Annotated in this window: 17 protein-coding genes and 1 pseudogene; 10 read left to right on the top strand and 8 right to left on the bottom strand. The window is 63.9% G+C overall.

Annotated features, from left to right (window positions below; all coding sequences use genetic code 11):
* Positions 1-155: 155 nt before the first annotated feature.
* The 9 genes from AC1RDS_RS04505 (at position 156) to AC1RDS_RS04465 (ending at position 6,922) form a co-directional block, all read left to right on the top strand.
* Complete coding sequence (locus tag AC1RDS_RS04505) at positions 156-794, top strand: HNH endonuclease signature motif containing protein (protein WP_287876165.1); 639 nt, start codon at positions 156-158, stop codon at positions 792-794.
* 91 nt (positions 795-885) lie between these two features.
* Positions 886-1,263 carry a hypothetical protein gene (locus AC1RDS_RS04500; protein WP_287876163.1) on the top strand — a complete coding sequence of 126 codons (378 nt, stop codon included), beginning with the start codon at positions 886-888 and terminating at the stop codon, positions 1,261-1,263.
* A 155-nt stretch (positions 1,264-1,418) separates the two neighbouring features.
* A complete protein-coding gene (locus AC1RDS_RS04495) occupies positions 1,419-1,985 on the top strand; it encodes a hypothetical protein (RefSeq protein ID WP_492226698.1) in 567 nt (188 codons plus the stop codon).
* A 223-nt stretch (positions 1,986-2,208) separates the two neighbouring features.
* On the top strand, positions 2,209-2,610 hold the full coding sequence (locus AC1RDS_RS04490; RefSeq protein WP_287876159.1) for an FKBP-type peptidyl-prolyl cis-trans isomerase: 402 nt from the start codon (positions 2,209-2,211) through the stop codon (positions 2,608-2,610).
* Positions 2,611-2,715: 105 nt separating this feature from the next.
* Positions 2,716-2,964, top strand: a complete 249-nt coding sequence (locus AC1RDS_RS04485; protein WP_092700601.1) for a hypothetical protein — start codon at positions 2,716-2,718, stop codon at positions 2,962-2,964.
* Positions 2,951-3,622 (top strand): RluA family pseudouridine synthase, encoded by a 672-nt coding sequence (locus tag AC1RDS_RS04480; RefSeq protein WP_348683765.1) that lies wholly within the window; start codon positions 2,951-2,953, stop codon positions 3,620-3,622. Before AC1RDS_RS04485 ends, AC1RDS_RS04480 begins: the two co-directional genes overlap by 14 nt.
* 128 nt (positions 3,623-3,750) lie before the next feature.
* Positions 3,751-4,512, top strand: a complete 762-nt coding sequence (locus AC1RDS_RS04475; protein WP_348683763.1) for an SDR family NAD(P)-dependent oxidoreductase — start codon at positions 3,751-3,753, stop codon at positions 4,510-4,512.
* Between the two features lie 201 nt (positions 4,513-4,713).
* The gene (gene bktB / locus AC1RDS_RS04470; protein WP_348683762.1) at positions 4,714-5,898 is read left to right on the top strand and encodes a beta-ketothiolase BktB; all 1,185 of its coding nucleotides are present in this window, start codon (positions 4,714-4,716) and stop codon (positions 5,896-5,898) included.
* A 40-nt stretch (positions 5,899-5,938) separates the two neighbouring features.
* Positions 5,939-6,922, top strand: coding sequence for a tripartite tricarboxylate transporter substrate binding protein (locus tag AC1RDS_RS04465; RefSeq protein ID WP_287876150.1), 984 nt, complete (start codon positions 5,939-5,941; stop codon positions 6,920-6,922).
* Positions 6,923-7,115: 193 nt separating this feature from the next.
* Here AC1RDS_RS04465 and AC1RDS_RS04460 read toward each other — a convergent pair whose 3' ends face one another.
* The 4 genes from AC1RDS_RS04460 to AC1RDS_RS04445 all read right to left on the bottom strand — a co-directional run bounded on the left by AC1RDS_RS04460 (position 7,116) and on the right by AC1RDS_RS04445 (position 11,134).
* A complete protein-coding gene (locus AC1RDS_RS04460; protein WP_026435167.1) occupies positions 7,116-7,553 on the bottom strand; it encodes a universal stress protein in 438 nt (145 codons plus the stop codon).
* A 126-nt stretch (positions 7,554-7,679) separates the two neighbouring features.
* Positions 7,680-8,441 carry a 2OG-Fe dioxygenase family protein gene (locus tag AC1RDS_RS04455; RefSeq protein ID WP_092700619.1) on the bottom strand — a complete coding sequence of 254 codons (762 nt, stop codon included), beginning with the start codon at positions 8,439-8,441 and terminating at the stop codon, positions 7,680-7,682.
* 29 nt (positions 8,442-8,470) lie between these two features.
* A complete protein-coding gene (locus tag AC1RDS_RS04450; RefSeq protein ID WP_348683759.1) occupies positions 8,471-8,962 on the bottom strand; it encodes a hypothetical protein in 492 nt (163 codons plus the stop codon).
* Positions 8,963-9,427: 465 nt separating this feature from the next.
* Entirely contained in the window at positions 9,428-11,134 is a 1,707-nt protein-coding gene (locus AC1RDS_RS04445; protein ID WP_348683758.1) for a long-chain fatty acid--CoA ligase, read from the bottom strand.
* Between the two features lie 304 nt (positions 11,135-11,438).
* Between AC1RDS_RS04445 and AC1RDS_RS04440 the strand changes: the two genes are divergently transcribed.
* The gene (locus AC1RDS_RS04440; protein WP_348683981.1) at positions 11,439-12,494 is read left to right on the top strand and encodes a DMT family transporter; all 1,056 of its coding nucleotides are present in this window, start codon (positions 11,439-11,441) and stop codon (positions 12,492-12,494) included.
* 9 nt (positions 12,495-12,503) lie between these two features.
* Here the strand turns inward: AC1RDS_RS04440 and AC1RDS_RS04435 are convergent, their stop codons facing one another.
* The 4 genes and pseudogenes from AC1RDS_RS04435 to hrpA all read right to left on the bottom strand — a co-directional run bounded on the left by AC1RDS_RS04435 (position 12,504) and on the right by hrpA (position 18,788).
* The gene (locus AC1RDS_RS04435; protein WP_244273739.1) at positions 12,504-12,719 is read right to left on the bottom strand and encodes a hypothetical protein; all 216 of its coding nucleotides are present in this window, start codon (positions 12,717-12,719) and stop codon (positions 12,504-12,506) included.
* A gap of 197 nt (positions 12,720-12,916) precedes the next feature.
* A pseudogene (locus AC1RDS_RS04430) lies at positions 12,917-13,114 on the bottom strand (chromate resistance protein ChrB domain-containing protein); the annotation flags it as partial.
* 163 nt (positions 13,115-13,277) lie between these two features.
* Positions 13,278-14,477, bottom strand: coding sequence for a chromate transporter (locus AC1RDS_RS04425; protein WP_348683756.1), 1,200 nt, complete (start codon positions 14,475-14,477; stop codon positions 13,278-13,280).
* Between the two features lie 261 nt (positions 14,478-14,738).
* Complete coding sequence (gene hrpA, locus AC1RDS_RS04420) at positions 14,739-18,788, bottom strand: ATP-dependent RNA helicase HrpA (protein WP_492226704.1); 4,050 nt, start codon at positions 18,786-18,788, stop codon at positions 14,739-14,741.
* Positions 18,789-18,867: the final 79 nt, after the last annotated feature.

Raw genomic sequence — 18,867 nt, 5'->3', positions numbered from 1 at the left:
TTTTTGGATGATGGGGTTTACGTGGGGCAGCCGGTTCTTTAGTTGTCTTGGCGGACTGGTCAGGTTACCATGTGTGTCGTCTATTTCTAGTTAGGTTGCAGACCATGATTTGCACAAAGTGCGGCGGGAATCGATTCAACAGTTGGAATCGCTGCATGGACTGCCGCAACCAGCGCGCGAAAGTTCGGGCCGAGAGAATCAAGAAGAATGGGGGCTCTCATAAAAACGCGGAATGGAAGTCTCTTCTTGCAAGCAGTCCGACCTGCGCAGTGTGTGGCAGATCATGGGCTGTGATTCCTCCTCGACCTGATCCACGTTACAAACACCCTTGGACCAAAGGGCACAAAACACCGATTTATCACGGTGGATCGGACGACATTTCCAATATTCAGGCAGAGTGCTACGAATGCAACTTTCGCAAGAATGCTGGAGCGCTCAGCCGTTCACCGGTAGGGCCTGCTAAACCGGCTCATAAACTCAAAAAGGAAAATAATATGCCCGCCACGCAAGAGCGAATATCCAGAATATTCAGTTTTGTTCTCAACAATGGGACCGAAGTTTTTCCGGTTCAGATGAAGAGGCGCGACACTGGAACCATCGCATTTAGAATTTCTGATGGTGGGACGGGCGGCAATACTCTTGAAGCCAGCGAAGAAGTGGACGAAGAGACGATGGTGCGGAAGGTGCTCGAAGAAGGCTTCGCTGTTCGCTGTAAATCGCTGGACGGGAACACGAACGGCTTATACAAGCACGGCCATCGGTCGGTGCGTGAAGTCCGCCGTAATGCAACCTAACAATGCAATGCACCGGACGGCAAAAAGCTGCGCTTTTTGCCGTCCGGTGATTTTCAACGTTAGGCGTCTCATAAGCTGTTCGGAGTACCGTATGAAGCCACAGAGTGCATGCTTGTTTGCCCTTGCGCTACTCCTTTCCAACGTGAGGGCAGAGCCAACTTCACTGGATGATCTAGAAAAGCTCGATCGATATCAACGCGCTATCGAAGCGTCAAACAAGCTTGAAGCAATGGTTGATCAGTCAACCAGACAAAGAACCCTGGCGTGTACCAGAGCATTTGGGCACCCAGGAATGTGCAAATGCCTGTCCGAGAACTTGCCTTTTGCGCTTTCGTTCTCCGACTATGTGGCGATCACCACTCAAAGCAAGGTGCAGAACGGCTACGCAAAGCTAGACAAGCAGCTGAAAGCCGCCTATGACAGGGTTGGTCCGGTTCGCGACAAATGCGTTCGGGAAACGATCAAGTAGCCATCTTAGTTCTTCTGTGAACCAGCCGCCTAACCCCTCCATCGAGAGGACCCGCCCCGGCAAGCCGGGTCGGGCCTCTCATGTCAAACGTTCGGCGTCACAACGGCCATCCGAGCGCGTCTTAAAGATTGATTCTGTAGTCTGAGGGAAAGCAATTGCCAACACAGCTCTTATCCACGGTCGCTCCGTACTTCACGCCCTACATTGATTTATTGAAGTTGTCCGGAGAACGCTATTACTTCAGAAAGGCCTCTACAGCGCTACGCGACTCCGAAGGCAAAGTCCGAGTCTGGCACCCAAAGATCGACCATGTGATGCTCCGCAGCTACCACTCGCCAACCGATGGAATCTTGTATGCGGCTTTTCCAAAATCAGCAAATGTCAGGAGTCTTAAAGACGAAGATTTGCTGTACATAGGATGCTCGGGGTCAGGCGGTTCTCGATACTGGCGCGGAAGACCCGGCGAAGGCAGCAAGTACCCCGAAAGCAAGTCATGTTTTCATCACGAGCAGATGCGTCGGGGCAGAGACTCGCACAACCTGGAAGACTATCTATCCCGATCTGGCTCGGTTCGCGTGTATACGCTGACTGACAACGATGTGCTTTCAATCTGCATCAAGCATCAGATCTCCCTACCGCCTGGAAAATACCCGTCGCATCAACTGGAGAAGAAGATCCTTGCAGAGGGATTCAAGAACTGGAAGTGGAATGGGCGTAGCTGAGTTGACGCCGAACCCATCGTTCCAGCGGACCGCCTTCGGCGACCGCTGAACTCAACCGTTAGATGTCATTATGCAGAAGCCATTTCAGCGCATAGGTTCAAAATCAAACTCTCAAGTTGGCCGAGATTTTGAGCTTACTGCCCGAGGGTCATTCCGCGATGCTGCGCCCAGCAAGGCCCTACGATCGGGGCCTCTCTGGTATTTAACAATCCGTCGAACTCCCATGCGCATTCTTCTCGCCCTGCTCACCTCCCTCGCCCTCACGCCCGCCGCCATGGCCCAGTCCAAGCCCGTCACCACGGCCAGCGGGCTTGTCTATGAATCGCTCAAGGACGGTACCGGCGAATCCCCCAAGGCCACCGACACCGTCAAGGTGCACTACAAGGGCATGCTCCTCGATGGCAAGGAATTCGACAGCTCCTACAAGCGCGGCGAGCCCACCGAGTTCCCGCTCAACCGCGTGATCCCCTGCTGGACCGAAGGCGTGCAGCGCATGAAACCCGGCGGCAAGGCCCGGCTGACCTGCCCGCCCGGCATTGCTTATGGCGAGCGCGGCGCCGGCGGCGTGATTCCCCCCAACGCCACGCTGAACTTCGAGGTGGAACTGGTGTCTGTGCGCCGTTAAACCCAGTTCCGAGCTCGCTGCAGCGCAGCGTGCGCGCGGGCGTACACTCCTTGAAACAGGCAAAGGCCTTCGCAGGGGCGCGGCATTTGCCGGTACCCGCTACCCATGAGCCTTCCCGACCTGTCCTTTCTGCACCAAGCCCGGGCGCCCTACGACCAGGGGCAGGCAGCGCCCTTGCCATCCCTGCCCCCCACACAGCCCCAGCGCCACTCGCCCCTGCGTCCCAAGAGGCCGCTCGCCGAGTTGATCACCGAACTGCGCAGCCACCAGGCCGAACGGGAGGCCCTGCAGCAGGGCAACGCGCAACTGCACGCCAGCGAAAAGCGGCGGGTGGCAGGCCATGACGCCACCTGAAACCGTGGGCACCGACGACACCGGTGTGCAGGCTGTGCATGTCGATGCCGACCTGCTCGTGCTGCACAAGCCTTCGGGGCTGCTGTGCGTGCCCGGCCGGGGGCCCGACAAACAGGATTGCCTGAGCGCCCGTGCGCAGCAGCGCTGGCCCGGTGCGCTCATCGTGCACCGGCTGGACCAGGCCACCTCGGGCCTCGTTCTCATGGCCCGCCATCCCAACGCACAGCGGCGCCTGAGCCACGCGTTTGCCGAACGCCAGGTGCACAAGCTCTACCAGGCCGTGGTGCAGGGGCAGCTGGGCGGTGAAGACAGCGCCTGGCATGACATCGACCTGCCGATTGCGGCCGACTGGGCACGCCGCCCGCTGCGCGTGATCGACCACCACCTGGGAAAACCCAGCCTCACGCGCTGGCGTGCGCTGGCGTATGACGCAACGGCCCAGACCACGCGGGTCGAGCTGGCCCCCGTCACCGGCCGCACCCACCAGTTGCGCGTGCACCTTGCAGCCATCGGCCATGCCATTGTGGGCGACGCACTTTATGCCGATGCCGCCACGCAGGCCCAGGCCCCGCGCCTGCTGCTGCATGCCAGCCACCTGGCTTTCACGCACCCCGTGACGAATGCAGGCATCACGCTGGACTGGCCTGCAGAGTTTTAGCCAAATAGGCATCTTGCACTTATGCGGTATCCATCAGCAGCTATCAATTCAATAGTTTTCTGATGATTCACCCCCCAGAAATCCTCGGCTGAAAGCCCGCCGCAGGCTTACCGCAGTACCATGGCAGCATGCCTTTGAACCACCTTGTTCTTCTTACCGGCGCTTCGCGCGGCATGGGTCTGGCTATGGCGCACCAGCTGTTGCGCCCGGGCCACACGCTGGTCTGCATCTCGCGCCATGCCAGTACAGAGCTCGCCCAGGCGGCAAGCCAGGCCGGTGCCACGCTGGAGCAGTGGCAGCAAGACCTGTCGCAAGGCGAGCAGGCTGCGCACCGGTTGCGCGGGTGGCTCGCAGCCCAGGGCCCCGCGGCCTTTGCCAGCGCCACGCTGATCAACAACGCTGGCGTGATCCCGCGCATCGCGCCGCTGTCCGCCAGCGACCCGCCCGACCTCGCCAACGCCCTGCGCGTGGGGCTGGAGGCACCCATGCTGCTCACGGCCGCTTTCCTGGGCGCCACCGAAGGCTGGGCCATGCCGCGCAAGGTGCTCAATATTTCATCGGGCCTGAGCCGCCGTGCCATGGCCTCGCAGGCGGCCTACTGCGCGGCCAAGGCGGGCCTGGACCATTTCACGCGCTGCGTGGCGCTGGACGAAGCCCTCAAGCCCCATGGCGCCAGGGTGTGTTCGCTGGCGCCGGGCGTCATCGACACCGACATGCAGCTGCAGTTGCGCGGCACCGACCCGGCCGCGTTTCCGGACGCCCCCAATTTTGCCCACCTCAAGACAGGTGGCCAGCTCACATCGCCTGCCGATGCCGCTACCCGCGTGCTGGCCTGGCTGGAGCGCGCAGACTTCGGTACCCACCCGGTGGCCGATGTGCGCGACACATGAAAGCCCCGCTGAGCCGCTTCGCGTCTTCCCTTGCGGGGGTACGCCACCCGTGGCCCGGCAAAGCCGGTTCCACGGTGGCACGGGCTTTGTGCGTACCGGTTCCGCCGACCATTGACGCATTGATTCATAGCTGCCAGCGCTTGACAGATAAGCGCCAGAGGCCCATTTCATCCTGATTTTTATTTGCTAAGGAGATTCCCCATGACCCGTGAAGTCGTCGTCGTCAGCGCCGTGCGCACCGCCATTGGCACCTTTGGCGGTAGCCTGAAAGATGTGCCGCCCACCGAACTGGGCGCGCTCGTCGTGCGTGAATCGCTCGCCCGTGCGAACGTGGAGGGCAAGGACGTGGGCCATGTGGTGTTCGGCCATGTGGTCAACACCGAGCCCAAGGACATGTACCTGTCGCGCGTGTCCGCCATCAACGGCGGCTGTGGCGAGGGCACGCCCGCCTACAACGTCAACCGCCTGTGCGGCTCGGGCCTGCAGGCCATCGTCAGCGCCAGCCAGTCCATCCTGCTGGGCGATGCCGACGTGGCCATCGGCGCTGGCGCCGAGAACATGAGCCGCGCACCCTATGCCAGCCTGGCCACGCGCTTTGGCGCGCGCATGGGCGACACCAAGATGATCGACATGATGATCGGCGCCCTGCACGACCCCTTCCACAACATCCACATGGGTGTGACGGCCGAGAACATCGCTGCCAAATGGGGCATCAGCCGCGAAGACCAGGACCGCCTGGCCGTGGAAAGCCACAACCGTGCCGAGCGCGCCACGCAAAACGGCGTGTTCAAGGACCAGATCGTGCCCGTCACCCTTAGAGCCAAGAAGGGCGATGTGCAGTACGCCACCGACGAGCACTTCCGCCCCGGTGCCACGATGGCAGACATGGCCAAGCTCAAGCCCGTTTTCGCCAAGGAAAACGGCACGGTGACCGCTGGCAACGCCTCGGGCATCAACGACGCCGCCGCCGCCGTGGTGCTGATGGAAGCCGGGGCCGCCAAGGCCCGTGGCGCCAAGCCGCTGGCCCGCCTGGTGGCCTACGCCCATGCGGGCGTGGACCCCAAGTACATGGGCATTGGCCCCGTGCCCGCCACGCAGCTGGCGCTCAAGAAGGCCGGCCTCACGGTGAACGACCTCGATGTGATCGAGGCCAACGAAGCCTTTGCCGCCCAGGCCTGCGCCGTCACGCGCGACCTGGGCCTGGACCCGGCCAAGGTCAACCCCAATGGCTCGGGCATTTCGCTGGGCCACCCGATTGGTGCCACCGGCGCGCTGATCACCGTGAAGGCCCTGCATGAGCTGCAACGCATCCAGGGCCGCTACGCGCTGGTCACAATGTGCATTGGCGGCGGCCAGGGCATTGCCGCCATTTTTGAGCGCGTGTAATGGCACGCACTGTTTTCTGAATCCTTCAATACCTTCAAGAATGATGCGCAAACTGATTACCTTCACCGCCCTGGCCTTGGCCGTGGGCACATCGGCGTATGCCCAGGCCCCCGCACCGGCAGCCAGCTACCCCACCAAGCCCATCCGCCTGATCGTGCCCTTCCCGCCCGGAGGCGGCACCGACATCCTGTCGCGCCTGGTAGCCACCCGGCTCACCGAAAGCGCCAAATGGACCGTGGTGGCCGACAACAAGGCCGGCGCCGGCGGCACCATCGGCATCGGCGAGGCCGTGAAGGCTGCGCCCACGGGCTACGACATCGTGATGGGCCAGAAAGACAACCTGGTGATCGGCCCCTGGCTCTACAAGAACCTCCCCTGGGACCCCACCAAGGACCTGACCGCCGTGGCCCATGTGGCCTGGACCCCCGTGATCATCGCCACCAGCGTCAACAGCAAGTACAAGACCCTGGCCGACGTGGTGGCCGCCGCCAAGGCCGCGCCCGGCACCATCACCTATGGTTCGCCCGGCAACGGCACCTCCATCCACCTGGCCGGCGACCTGTTCGAGAAAGCCGCAGGCATCAAGCTCAGCCACATTCCCTACAAGGGCTCCAACCCTGCGCTGATGGATGCCCTGGCGGGCAATGTGGACCTGCTGGTGTCTTCGGTGCCCTCGGCCATGGGCCAGATCAAGTCGGGCAAGCTGCGCCCCCTGGCCGTGACCTCGGCCAAGCGCAGCTCGTCGCTGCCCGAGGTGCCCACCGTGGCCGAATCGGGCTTCAAGGACTTTGACGTGAGCACCTGGTATGGCGTGCTCGCCCCGGCCGGCACGCCTGCCGCCGTGGTGAGCACCCTCAACGCCGAAATCAACAAGCTGTTGGCCACTGCCGACATGAAGGCCGCCATCCAGGCCCAGGGCGCAGAACCCGAAGCCATGTCGGCAGCACAGTTCGGCACCCTGCTCAAGATCGACTACGCCAAGTGGAAGGGCATCGTGGAGGCCTCGGGTGCAAAAATTGAGTGACCCCCTGAGGTGCTTCGCACCTTCCCCCTGAAGGGGGACGCACCCGGTGGCCTGGCGAAGCCAGTTCCACGGGTGCACTGGTCTGGGGCGTGCCCATTCCACGATCAGCAGGCTGCGGGTGATGCGCAGGCTGATCGAGAATCAAAACGGAAAACGGCTCCGCAAGGAGCCGTTTTTCATGGAGCAGTAACGCTCAGTCGCGCACCACCAGCACCGGAACATGCACCACGCCCAGCACGCGCTGCGTGACGCTGCCCAGCACCAGTTTTTCCAGGCCACGGCGGCCGTGCGAGCCCATCACGATGAGGTCGGCGCCCGTGCTTTCGACGGCCCGCACGATGGCGTCATGCACCGCATGGCCCTCGCCCACCACGGCAGTGACCTGCACGCCCGCATCGGCCATGGCCTGCTTGGTGGCGTCGAGTGCACTGCTGGCCTCGGCCGTCGCGGCACTCAGGTATTGCGCCTGGCCATAGGCAAAATCTGCCCCCACGCCCGTGAACGGGTAGGGATCGATCACATACAGCGCCGTGACGGCACTGCCAAACGTCTTGGCCAAGGCTGCCGCCTTGGACACCGCGAGCATGGAGGTCTTGGAGCCGTCCACAGGAACCAGAATGTGCTTGAACATGGTGCTTCTCCTCAAGTTGATGGGGCCAGGCAAAGGCCTGGAAATAGGGAGTCAGTGTGGCGGTCCATTCTGGCCTGCATCTTGATTCGCATCAAATCATGGTGCCGCGGCAACCCGGCCTGCACCCTAGGCCACCGCATCCGCCCCCTGAAAGCTTCCGCGCCGGCAGGTTACCACCAGCGTGTCGCGGTAACCACCGGGCACCAGGGGCTGGATAGGCGTGGTCTCGTGGATCATGCGGGCATCGTCCAGCAGCATCAGCGACCAGGGCGCGCTCAGGGTAAAGCGCTGGCCCGCCGGGCCCGCCGCCTCGAACACCCGCGTTTCACCGCCCTTCACGCCCTCGCGGGCCACCAGAAACACCGCCACCAGGTCCACACCATCGCGGTGCGCGCCTTCGGGCGTGGGGCGGCCAATGCCATCGGTGGTGTCGATACGAAACTGGTGCGCCTCGACAAACCAGCGCGCGGGCACGTCGGGCGCGGCAAACACCGTGTCGGACAGCGCGGCCAGCGCCGCCAGCAGCTGCCTCCACACAGGCCGCGCCACCGTCTCGGCCGCCATCGGGGCAAACCAGCGCTCCATGCCGCCATGCAGTGCGTTGTATTCGAGCGGCTGCCAGTGCGCCCGGTGCGCCACCTGCACCACCTCGCCGTGCACCACTTCAAAACAGGCATGGCGACGGCGACGGTAGCGGCCACCGTCCTTCAGAAAATCATCGGGGGGCAACGCGGCCCAGTCAGGCGCAAGGGCCTGCAGATCAGCGAGGCGGCAACCGGACCACGCAGCCACATCGGGTGGCGACAGCACAGCGTAGCCGGTCTTGCGCAGCTGGTCGGCCACGCCCTCGGGACCGGTGAAAGGAGGAGAAAAAGTGACTTCGGCCATGCAGCCGAGCTTAAGGCAACGCTGGCCGCTCAGTCGCGGTTTCCGTGGCCTTTGCCACGGCCTTCACCACGGCCATCGCCACGCCCGTCCCGGCGGTCGCCGCGGTCGTGCTTGCCGCCGCCCCGGCGATCATCATTCCAGTGGCGGTCATCCCGACCGTAGTTGCCAGGCTGGCCGCCGTAGTACTGGCCGCGCACAGGCTCTTTCACGAAGTACACCGGCTGGCCGCAGGCGTTGTAGCGGGCGCAGTGCTTGGCCCAGTTCTTGGCATGGCCGGGCGGCACATGCATGTAGATCGGCGAGCGCGGCACCATCACCGCCGGCCGTTGGATAATCACGGGCTCGGCGTAGATCAGCGGTGGCGGCGGCGCATTGCCAATGTCGATGCGTCCATACACGCCGGGGACCACCTGCCCTCCCACGGTGGCATTGACATAGGCCTGGGCATGGGCGCCGGTGGCTGCAACCAGCAGCACCGCCGTGGCGGCCCCGGAAATCAGGTGGCGAAAGGTGAGGTTCATGGTTGAGTCTCTGTGAATCGGAATGGCCCCTTTGTAACAAGATCGGCGGTGTTTTCTGGCAAAGGCCGCGCAAAAAATGTAAGCAAATAGTCAATTGCCACCCAATGAGCGCCATGAATATCGGCTTCAGCGCCCTACTTCAAAGCGCTTTTTGCTATGCATTTGAGAGCGTCTGACAAACCACACATCTGCAGCAGTGCCCCCTGCAGCTGCGTGCAGTGGCATGGAGCCATCCCCCGCCCGGCCCAGGAGACCGCGTTGCCCTGCGAACGCCACCACTTCGTCCGTGCCAATTTGGATGCCCCGGCCCTGCTTGCCACCCCCACTGGCACATTCAGCGTGCGTGTGTAAGACCTGTCGCTCCCGGAAACCGGCAATCACATTGCGATGCCCACCGCGAGGTGGTCCATGCCATGGGTTTTAGGCCGGCGCCCTTTCGGGTTTGCACCGGCGGGCGCCGGGCAATCAGCCTCCTGAAGCGGTAGCGTCTGCCGGTTCTTTTTCCTGCAGCAACCGCCACATCACCTTGCCGCTGCCGCTCTTGGGCAGCGCCGTTACAAACTGCACGATGCGCGGCACCTTGTACACCGCCATGTTCTCGCGGCACCAGTCGATGATCTGCTGCTCGGTCGTATCCTGGTGGCTTGCGCGCAGCACCACGACGGCCTTAACCGTCTCGCCCCGGTAGCTGTCCTTGGCGGCAATGATGCAGGCCTCCTGGATCGCGGGGTGGCGGAACATCAGCGCCTCGACCTCGGCCGGCCAGACCTTGAAGCCGCTCGCATTGATCATGCGCTTGAGGCGGTCGGTCAGGAAGAAGTAGCCTTCCTCGTCCATGCGGCCCAGGTCGCCCGAGCGGAAGAAGCGCTTGCCGTCGAACTCGATGAAGGCCGCCGCCGTGGCGTCGGGCCGCTTCCAGTAGCCCTGGAACACCTCGGGGCCATGAATGATGATCTCGCCCTGCTCGCCCACGGGCATTTCCTGCAGGGTTTCGGGATCGATCACGCGCGCATCGGTACCCATGAACGGAATGCCCAGGCACTGCTGCTTGGGGTGGTCAGGCGGGTTGGAATGCGACGGCGCCGCCGTCTCGGTCAGGCCATAGCCTTCGGCATAGCGCAGGCCGTATTGCTCCAGCAGGCGCTGCGCCACGGCCTGCGGCATGGCAGCGCCGCCACCGCCGATGTAAGCCAGGCTGGAGAGGTCGTAGCTCGCAAAATTCGGGCTGCCCAGCAGGTCGATGACCATGGTGGGAATATTGGTCCAGGTGGTGACCTGGTAGCGCGATATGAGGCGCCCCGCCAGGTCGCGGTCCCACCGGGGCATGACGACCAGGGTGGCGCCGCAGTAGATGGCCGTATGCATCACGCTCACCATGCCGGTGATGTGGAACATGGGCACCACCGCCAGCGTTACGTTGTCGGCCGAACCATTGCCCCACAGGCTGCTGGCCACTGCGTTGTGCATGATGCTTTTGTGCAGGTGCATGCAGCCCTTGGGCAGCCCCGTGGTGCCACTGGTGTAGGGCAGCAGCGCCAGGTCGTCGGGCCCCACCGCCAATGCGGGGGACATGTCGGAGCAGGCTACAGCATCCGTCCAGGCGTAGGTGCACCCCCCCTCCAATGCAGGCAAGGGATGCCGGGTGCTCAGCCATTCCATCCATGCCTCGGGCGGGGCATCGGCGCCCTTCACATCGGGATCAAAAGCATCGGTGAACTGGGTCACCACCAGATGGGCGAGACGCTCGCCGAGCGCCAGCGCGTTGCTGGCCTTGGCGAGCTCGGGGGCCAGATCGGCCGTGGTGATAGCGACCTTGGTGTCAGGATCGGTGACGTAGTGCTTGAGCTCCTCGGCCCGGTTCATGGGGTTGACCGGCACCACCACGGCATTGGCCCGCAGGATGGCAAAGTGCGCCATCACCAGTTGGGGGCAATTCTGCATGCACAGCACCACGCGGTCGCCGCGCTGCACGCCCAGCTGCGCGAGCCGCGCGGCCAGACGCTCCGCCCCCTCCATCAGCTGCCGGTAGCTGGTCGCGGTCCCAAAAAAAACCAGCGCTGCCTTGTCAGGATAACGGCGCGCGCTGATGGCCAGGTTGTCCCACAGCGAGGTGGCGGGCAGTGTGATGGCATGGGGAAGGCGGCGGGGCCAGAACTTGTAGTGAGGGCGCATGGTGCAGACAGTCTCCTTTGCCCTCCAGCCTAGATGCCGCGCGAAGGGCGGGCAATGGGGCTGGCCCGCGTTGACGTCGCCAAAGTGACCGGGGGTGGCGTGGAAAGCAGCGGGATGGGCGCCAGCACGCGCTGCGAAGAGGGATATGAGGTCAAGGTCGATGGCATCTCTTTCCGAAAGCGGACCTCCAGCGACTCCCGGGTGAGCGGTAGCAGGTCTTGGCGCCCATGGCTTTGGTGGGATCCGGGATGCATCACGCAAAAGGATGTGGCTCCTGTTGGATCATGGTGAAATCACGCGCACTATGACGCGTGACCCTTCACATCTCCCCGCCTTGCGCGGTGGCTTGCTCGCCCTGCTGGCGGCGATGCTGTTTGGCATCAGTACCCCTGCGGTACAGAGACTGGGGGCTGGACTCGGTGCATTCACTACGGCAGCGCTGCTGTATGCGGGAGCGGCTCTGGTGGGGGCCCTGTCGACGCGGACTGCTGCGCACGAAGCGCGGCTGAAGAGATCCGACATTCCGCGCCTCTTGGCGATGGCTGGCTTTGGCGCGGCGCTGGGGCCGGCAGCCCTGGCGTGGGGCCTGCAACACACGAACGGCACCAGCGCATCGCTCATGCTCACCTTGGAGGCCTTGTTCACCGCCACACTGGCGTGGTGGCTGTACAGCGAAACCATGGACCGCCGCGTGTGGACCGCCATGCTCTTGCTGCTCGCAGGAGGAATGGCGCTCGTTCTGGACCAGGGCGTGCAAGGAGGCGTGCAACTGCTTGGGCTGCTGGCAGTGCTGCTGGCAACCGCCGCCTGGGGGGTGGACAACACCCTGTCCCGTGGGCTGGCTGAACGCGACCCCAGCCAAGTGGTGATGACCAAGGCCATCTTGGGCGCTGCAGCAACGGCTGCATTGGCCGTAGGGACAGGAGAACCCCGGCCTTCGTCCTCTTCCGCATTGGGACTTCTCGCCGTTGGAGCCACAGGCTACGGCCTGAGCCTGCGCTTTTATCTTTTGGCCCAACGTGCGTTTGGTGCTGCACGCACTGGGTCAGTGTTCGCTTTCGCACCCTTCATCGGTGCTGCCGTGGCCTTCGGCCTTGGAGAGCGCTCGGCGGGATGGTTCATGCTGCTGGGTAGTGCTCTCATGCTCGCCGGAGTTGTGCTGCACCTGGCTGAGAGCCACGGGCACGAGCACGTACACGAAGCTTTGGAGCATGAACATGCCCACAGGCACGACGATGGGCATCATTTACACACTCATGATGTGATGCCCACCGGAAGCCATAGCCATTTGCATGTGCATGAACCGATGACCCACGCCCACCCGCATGCACCAGACGCGCATCACCAGCACAGGCACTAACGGCACCTCTCACGGTGGGGCAGGCTGCAACCGTGGTGCGCTTTTTTTGACCGTGCCGGCATACACCACGCTCCCTGCATCGCGGTACTGCAGTTCGCCCCCCACACGGACCACATCAAAGCAGACGGGGGACTCCTTGCTGATCTCGGGCAACAACAGGCACAGTTGATTGTTCTGCGCACTCCAGCGGCCGGCGCGTGTGCGGCCGTTTTCTGAACGGTCCAAGCGCCCATCCAAGAAGTAATCATGGCTCCAATGGAGCCCGTCGGTGACCTGGCGCCCACCCACCGTGGAGCGAATCTGTGCCGTGGTCAGTGGGATTCCAGGGGGTGCAGCGCAGGCCAAGGGCACCAGCATTCCGCACAGAAAATGCACCCCCAGTCCCCTTGTGACGCGGCGGGGCCACCGCAAAGCTCTCATCTTCATGCCGATGCACTTGAAGGCCCGTGGTGGGTTTCCGCCCGGCAGGGTTGGCACCGTGCGTAGAGCGCGTCGCACATCACCATGCCATGCGCGAGCATCTCGCAGTCATCGCTGAAGGTCTTGGACAGACCGAGCGACAGCGCATAGAGGCCCGTAGACTGCGGTGCCAAGCCCAGCCTGGAGGTATCGGCACGCCGGCCAGGAGATGCGTGTGCTCGGCGGGTGGCATGGAGGCGCGTGACGGTGCCAGCGTGGTTGCTCTCGTGGTGGCTGGTCATCAGGCGATTCGACAGGCCCGAGGGGTTCAGCGTCAAAGGGCGAGCTTGGTCGCTCATGTGTTTCTCCTGCAGAGGACCAAGGTCAGGCGTGGGCGACCAGCGGGTAGACGGCCAAGCCAATCAACGCTGCAGCCAACACCACCACAGGCTCTGGCAGCTTCTTGAACCGCCATAGAACGGCGGCCGTGGCAAGGAATAGCGCAGCGGTGGGCAGATCAACGATGGACCGCTGGCCCAGCACCACCACGGCCCCAGCAATGGCACCCACGGCAGCTGCAGTGACGCCGTCCACGAACGCGACCACACCCGGGTGCTTGCCGTGCTTCTTGAAGTACGGTGCCGGAATCACGGTGAGCAGGTAGCAGGGCAGGAAGGTCGCAGCCGCCGCGACGACCGCCCCCCAGAAGCCGCTGGTCAGGAAACCGATGAACCCGGTGGTGATGACGACCGGCCCCGGGGTGATCATGGCCACGGCCACTGCATCCACGAACTGGCGGTCAGTGAGCCATGCGTACTCTCTGACCACCCCGCCATAGAGGAATGGCACGATGGCCAAGCCGCTGCCGAAAACGAAAGCTCCTGCATAGGTGAAGTACGCGGCAATTTGCCCCAGTTTGTGCCAATCGAGGTTCTCCAGGCTGAGTGCCCCGGCGATAGGGGCCACCCACGCCATGCTGTGCAGTTGCCCGCCAGTTCGCTTCAAGGGGCCACGCACAGCCCACACCAACAAACCCGCGCCCAGAAAGATCCAGATCACTTCAGACTGGGTGGCAATGGTCACGCCAGCGCTGACCAGGTAGATGGCCCCGAGCAGCCTGTCCTTGCCCACGCTTTTGGTCGTGAGCTTGTAGGCGCTCAAGGCGATGATGCCGATGACGGAAGCGCCAACGCCGTAGAAAACTGCCTGCATCCAGGAGATGCCGCCGTAGGCTTTGTAGGCAACCCCCAATGCAACGACCATCACAAAGGACGGCAACACAAACGCCAGGCCGACCAGCGTGGCGCCCCACAAGCGGAAATGCACGTAACCGAGGTAGATGGCCAATTGCGCGGCCAGAGGGCCCGGCATGAGCTGGGCCAGGGCCATGCCTTCCTTGTAGTCCGCGTCGGAAATCCAGTGGCGCTGCTCCACCAGGTCGCGGTACATGTAGCCGACCAGTGCCACCGGGCCACCAAAGCCGAGTGTGCCCAAGCGCAGCATGTAGCGCACCAGTTGCCACAGCGTGTAGCTAGACAAGGCCGTGGCCTGTTCAGCAGAGGGAATCGAAGGGGACGAATTCAAGTCGAACTCCTAACTGGACGCAGTGGCCCATGATCAGGAGCAGTACTTGGGACAGGGGCTGTCCTAGGGTACGGGGAGACCGCTCAAGTCCCCGAGCCAAAGAGTATAGCGTTGCACTCAGGACCGGGCCAGGCACTGGCCACGGCTTGCGAATGACCGCAATCTGGCGATGACCATGAGTTCAGTCAGGTGTGCATCGGTAGACAGCAACCGCTGCAAAGCCACCCTCGCCCCTCAACCCAGTCTGCCGCGCAGCCGCCATCAGCTATTGACCTGCGCCCACAGCTTGTCGAGCCGCTTCACGCTCACGGGTTGCGGCGTACGCAGCTCCTGCGCGAAGAAGCTCACGCGCAGCTCCTCCAGCAGCCAGCGCAGCTCTTGCATGCGCGCGTCCACCGCGCCCTTGCGCTCGGCCACCAGGCGCCAGTAGCGCTGCTCTTGCGGGCGCAGCTCGGCCAGTCTGGCGGCGTCGCGGGCGGGGTCGGCGCGGTATTTTTCAAGGCGCAGGGTGATGGCCTTGAGGTAGCGGGCGTAGTGCGCCAGTTGCGCCCAGGGCGCTGCCGCCACGAAGTTCTTGGGCATGAGGCGTTGCAGTTGCTGCTGGGCATCCTGCGTGGCCTCGGGGGCGTTCTTGGTGTCCTTGATCTTGCGGGCGGCGGCCGCGTATTCGGTGAGTATGGTGCTGGCCAGACGCGCGACCTCGTTGGCAATCAGCGTGAGGCGGCCCCGGCCCTCATCCACGCGGCGCTTGAAGGCGAACTCGTCGGTGGGCAGCGGGTCAAGCAGGAAGGCGCGGTCCAGCGCCACGTCGATGATCTGGGTGCGCAGCTCTTCCTGCGTTCCGAGCGGCATGTAGGCCACGGCCATCTTCTGCAGATCGGGAATGTTCTTTTCGAGGTACTTGAGCGCGTCCTTGATCTGCAGCGCAAACAGGCGGCGCAGGCCCGCGCGGTGTTTGGCGGCGGCCACCTCGGGTTCGTCGAACACCTCGATGGTGACCGCATCGCCACCGTCGATGAGCGCCGGGAAGCCGATCAGCGTCTGGCCGGCCTTCTTGATCTCCATGAGTTCGGGCAGCTCGCCAAACGTCCAGGTGGTGTAGCGCTGGCCTGCGGGGGCCGATGGCGTGGTACTCGCCGGCTTGGCAGGCTGTGCCCCTGCTTTTACTCCTGATTGAATAGCTGTTTGCGATTTACCATCAAGCGCTGCAGGCAATTTCGACCCTGAACCCGACCCCTGTGCCGCTGCTCCACCCAGCTTGAGCCCCGCCAGCGCCTGGAACGCCCCGCGCGCCTTGGCGCCCCACTCGGCCTTGAGTGCACCCAGATTGCGGCCGTGGCCGAGCTGGCGGCCGTGTTCATCGACCACGCGGAAGTTCATGAACAGGTGGGGGCTGAGCATGTCGAGCTTGAAGTCGGCGCGCTTCACATCGAGCGAGGTTTCATCGCGCACCTGCTTGAGCAGCACATCCGTCAGGCTGCCCGTGCCAAAGCGCTCGGGCGCGCCCAGCAGTTCGGCCAGGCGCGTGGCCGATTCGGGCAGCGGCACAAAGCGGCTGCGCGGGCGCTGGGGCAGGCTTTTGAGCAGGGCCTGGATCTTGTCCTTGAGCATGCCGGGCACCAGCCATTCGCAGCGCTCGTCGCTCACCTGGTTGAGCACGAACAGCGGGATGGTCACCGTGATGCCGTCGCGCGCATCGCCCGGCTCGTGCAGGTAGCTGGCGGCGCAGTCCACGCCACCCAGCCGCACGGTCTTGGGAAAGGCGTTGGTGGTGATGCCTGCGGCCTCGTGGCGCATCAGCTCTTCGCGGGTGAGCTTGAGCAGGTCAGGCTGCTTTTTGCTTTCCTCGCGGTACCAGGCCTCGAAGCTGTGGCCGCTGCACACCTCGGGCGGCAGTTGCTGGTCGTAGAAGGCGTAGATGAGTTCATCGTCCACCAGCACGTCCTGGCGGCGGGATTTGTGTTCCAGCTCTTCGACCTTGGCAATCAGCTTCTGGTTGGCGGCCAGAAACGGCAGCTTGGTCTCCCAGTTGCCGCCCACCAGCGCTTCACGGATGAACACCTCACGCGCGGCGTGCGGGTCTACCTTGCCGAAGTTCACGCGGCGGTTGTTGTAGACCACGATGCCATACAGCGTGGCGCGCTCCAGCGCCACCACCTCTGCGGATTTCTTTTCCCAGTGCGGGTCGAGCAGTTGCTTGCGCAAAAGATGCCCGCCCATCTGCTCCAGCCACTGCGGCTCGATGGCGGCAATGCCGCGACCGAACAGGCGCGTGGTTTCCACCAGCTCCGATGCAATGATCCAGCGGCCGGGCTTCTTGTTCAGGTGCGCGCCGGGGTGCTTGTAGAACTTGATGCCCCGCGCGCCCAGGTACCAGTCTTCCTCGTCGCTCTTGGCGCCCACGTTGCCCAGCAGCCCGGCCAGCATGGACAGGTGCAGCTGCTCGTAGCTGGCGGGTTGGGTGTTGATCTGCCACTTGTGCTCGGTCACCACCGTGAGCAGCTGGGTGTGGATGTCACGCCACTCGCGCAAACGTCGGATGCTGATGAAGTTCTGGCGCAGCAGTTGCTCGTACTGACGGTTGCTGAGCTTGTGGGTCGCGGCTGGGGCGGCAGTCGGTGCGGCAGGCGCTGCCGCAGGACTGCTACCGCCACCACGCCGCTCCACTGGCAAATAAGCCTGCGAAGGCGCCTTCTGCGCCGCCATGGCTTTTTGCGCGCGGGCCGATGGCAGGCTGGGCGCCCCGCCCCGGGCTTCGTTGATCCACTTCCACAGCTTGAGGTAGCCGCTGAACTCGCTCTTGTCGTCGTCGAACTTGGCGTGGGCCTGGTCGGCCTGCTGCTGCGCTTCCAGGGGGCGGTCGCGCACGTCCTGCACGCTCAATGCGCTGGCAATCACCAGCACTTCATCGAGCGCCTTGCGGTCGCGCGCCTCGATGATCATGCGGCCCACGCGCGGGTCCAGCGGCAGGCGCGACAGCTCAGCGCCCATGGGCGTGAGTTCGTTGGCGTCGTCCACCGCACCCAGTTCGCCCAGCAGCTGGTAGCCGTCGGCAATCGCGCGGCCAGAAGGCGCCTCGATGAACGGAAACTGCGCCACGTCACCCAGGTGCAGCGACTTCATGCGCAGGATCACGCCCGCCAGCGAGCTGCGCAGAATTTCGGGGTCGGTAAAGCGTGGCCGGCTGTTGAAGCTCGCTTCGTCGTACAGGCGGATGCAGATGCCGTTGGCCACGCGCCCGCAGCGGCCTGCGCGCTGGTTGGCCGCTGCCTGGCTGATGGGCTCGACCAGCAGTTGCTCCACCTTGCTACGGAAACTGTAGCGTTTTACGCGCGCTGTGCCTGCATCAATGACGTATCGGATGCCCGGCACGGTGAGCGAGGTCTCGGCCACGTTGGTCGCCAGCACGATACGACGGCCCGTGTGGCCGTCAAAGATGCGGTCCTGCTCGGCCTGACTCAATCGGGCAAACAGCGGCAGCACTTCGGCGTTGCGCATCACGGGCTGGTGCGACAGGTGTTTGCGCAGGTGGTCGGCGGCCTCGCGGATCTCACGCTCGCCGGGCAAGAAGACCAAGATGTCGCCCGCCGCATTGCCCTGCCACAGCTCGTCCACGCCATCGGCAATGGCTTCGTTCAGCCCGTAGTCGCGGCTGTCTTCAAACGGGCGGTAGCACTGCTCGACCGGGAAGGTGCGGCCCGATACCATGATGACCGGCGCGGGCACCAGTTCACCCCCACGCTCCCCCACTGCGTGTGGGTCGCTGCCCCCCGAGGGGGCTACGCCCGCCTTGGGGCGGCCCGGCGCCGGGCGGGCGCTTGCAAAGTGCTTGGCAAACCGGTCCGCATCAATCGTGGCCGACGTGACGATGACCTTCAGATCAGGCCTGCGCGGCAGGATCTGGCGGATGTAGCCCAGCAGGAAGTCGATGTTGAGGCTGCGTTCGTGCGCCTCGTCAATGATGATGGTGTCGTAGGCCTTGAGCAGCGGGTCGGTCTGCGTCTCGGCCAGCAAAATGCCGTCGGTCATGAGCTTGACGGAGGCATCACGCGAGAGCCGGTCCTGGAAGCGCACCTTGAAGCCCACCACATCGCCCAGCGGCGTTTTCAGCTCTTCGGCAATGCGCTTGGCCACGCTGCTGGCCGCAATGCGGCGCGGCTGGGTGTGGCCGATGAGCTGGCCCTTGGTACCGGGCTTGGCGTTGCACTTGCCCCGGCCCAGCGCCAGCGCGATCTTGGGCAGCTGCGTGGTCTTGCCCGAGCCGGTTTCACCGCACACGATGATGACCTGGTGCCGGGTGATGGCCTCCATGATCTCGTCGCGCTTGCCCGACACGGGCAGGGATTCAGGGAACTCGATGTGCAGGGAAGTGGGAGCGGTGGACGCAGTC

The sequence above is a fragment of the Acidovorax sp. GW823-FHT02H02 genome (assembly GCF_058797075.1).
Note: the sequence above shows the minus strand (reverse complement) of the source record. Positions and strands in the feature narration are given on the sequence as shown.

What these genes read in the sequence shown, in the direction of transcription:
- AC1RDS_RS04505 (WP_287876165.1), top strand. Translation starts at nt 156, where the DNA reads ATGGACTGCCGCAACCAGCGCGCGAAAGTTCGGGCCGAGAGAATCAAG.
- AC1RDS_RS04475 (WP_348683763.1), top strand. Translation starts at nt 3,751, where the DNA reads ATGCCTTTGAACCACCTTGTTCTTCTTACCGGCGCTTCGCGCGGCATG.
- AC1RDS_RS04500 (WP_287876163.1), top strand. Translation starts at nt 886, where the DNA reads ATGAAGCCACAGAGTGCATGCTTGTTTGCCCTTGCGCTACTCCTTTCC.
- AC1RDS_RS04460 (WP_026435167.1), bottom strand. Translation starts at nt 7,553, where the DNA reads ATGTTCAAGCACATTCTGGTTCCTGTGGACGGCTCCAAGACCTCCATG.
- AC1RDS_RS04455 (WP_092700619.1), bottom strand. Translation starts at nt 8,441, where the DNA reads ATGGCCGAAGTCACTTTTTCTCCTCCTTTCACCGGTCCCGAGGGCGTG.
- AC1RDS_RS04485 (WP_092700601.1), top strand. Translation starts at nt 2,716, where the DNA reads ATGAGCCTTCCCGACCTGTCCTTTCTGCACCAAGCCCGGGCGCCCTAC.
- bktB (WP_348683762.1), top strand. Translation starts at nt 4,714, where the DNA reads ATGACCCGTGAAGTCGTCGTCGTCAGCGCCGTGCGCACCGCCATTGGC.
- hrpA (WP_492226704.1), bottom strand. Translation starts at nt 18,788, where the DNA reads ATGGAGGCCATCACCCGGCACCAGGTCATCATCGTGTGCGGTGAAACC.
- AC1RDS_RS04480 (WP_348683765.1), top strand. Translation starts at nt 2,951, where the DNA reads ATGACGCCACCTGAAACCGTGGGCACCGACGACACCGGTGTGCAGGCT.
- AC1RDS_RS04445 (WP_348683758.1), bottom strand. Translation starts at nt 11,134, where the DNA reads ATGCGCCCTCACTACAAGTTCTGGCCCCGCCGCCTTCCCCATGCCATC.
- AC1RDS_RS04440 (WP_348683981.1), top strand. Translation starts at nt 11,439, where the DNA reads ATGACGCGTGACCCTTCACATCTCCCCGCCTTGCGCGGTGGCTTGCTC.
- AC1RDS_RS04465 (WP_287876150.1), top strand. Translation starts at nt 5,939, where the DNA reads ATGATGCGCAAACTGATTACCTTCACCGCCCTGGCCTTGGCCGTGGGC.
- AC1RDS_RS04490 (WP_287876159.1), top strand. Translation starts at nt 2,209, where the DNA reads ATGCGCATTCTTCTCGCCCTGCTCACCTCCCTCGCCCTCACGCCCGCC.
- AC1RDS_RS04450 (WP_348683759.1), bottom strand. Translation starts at nt 8,962, where the DNA reads ATGAACCTCACCTTTCGCCACCTGATTTCCGGGGCCGCCACGGCGGTG.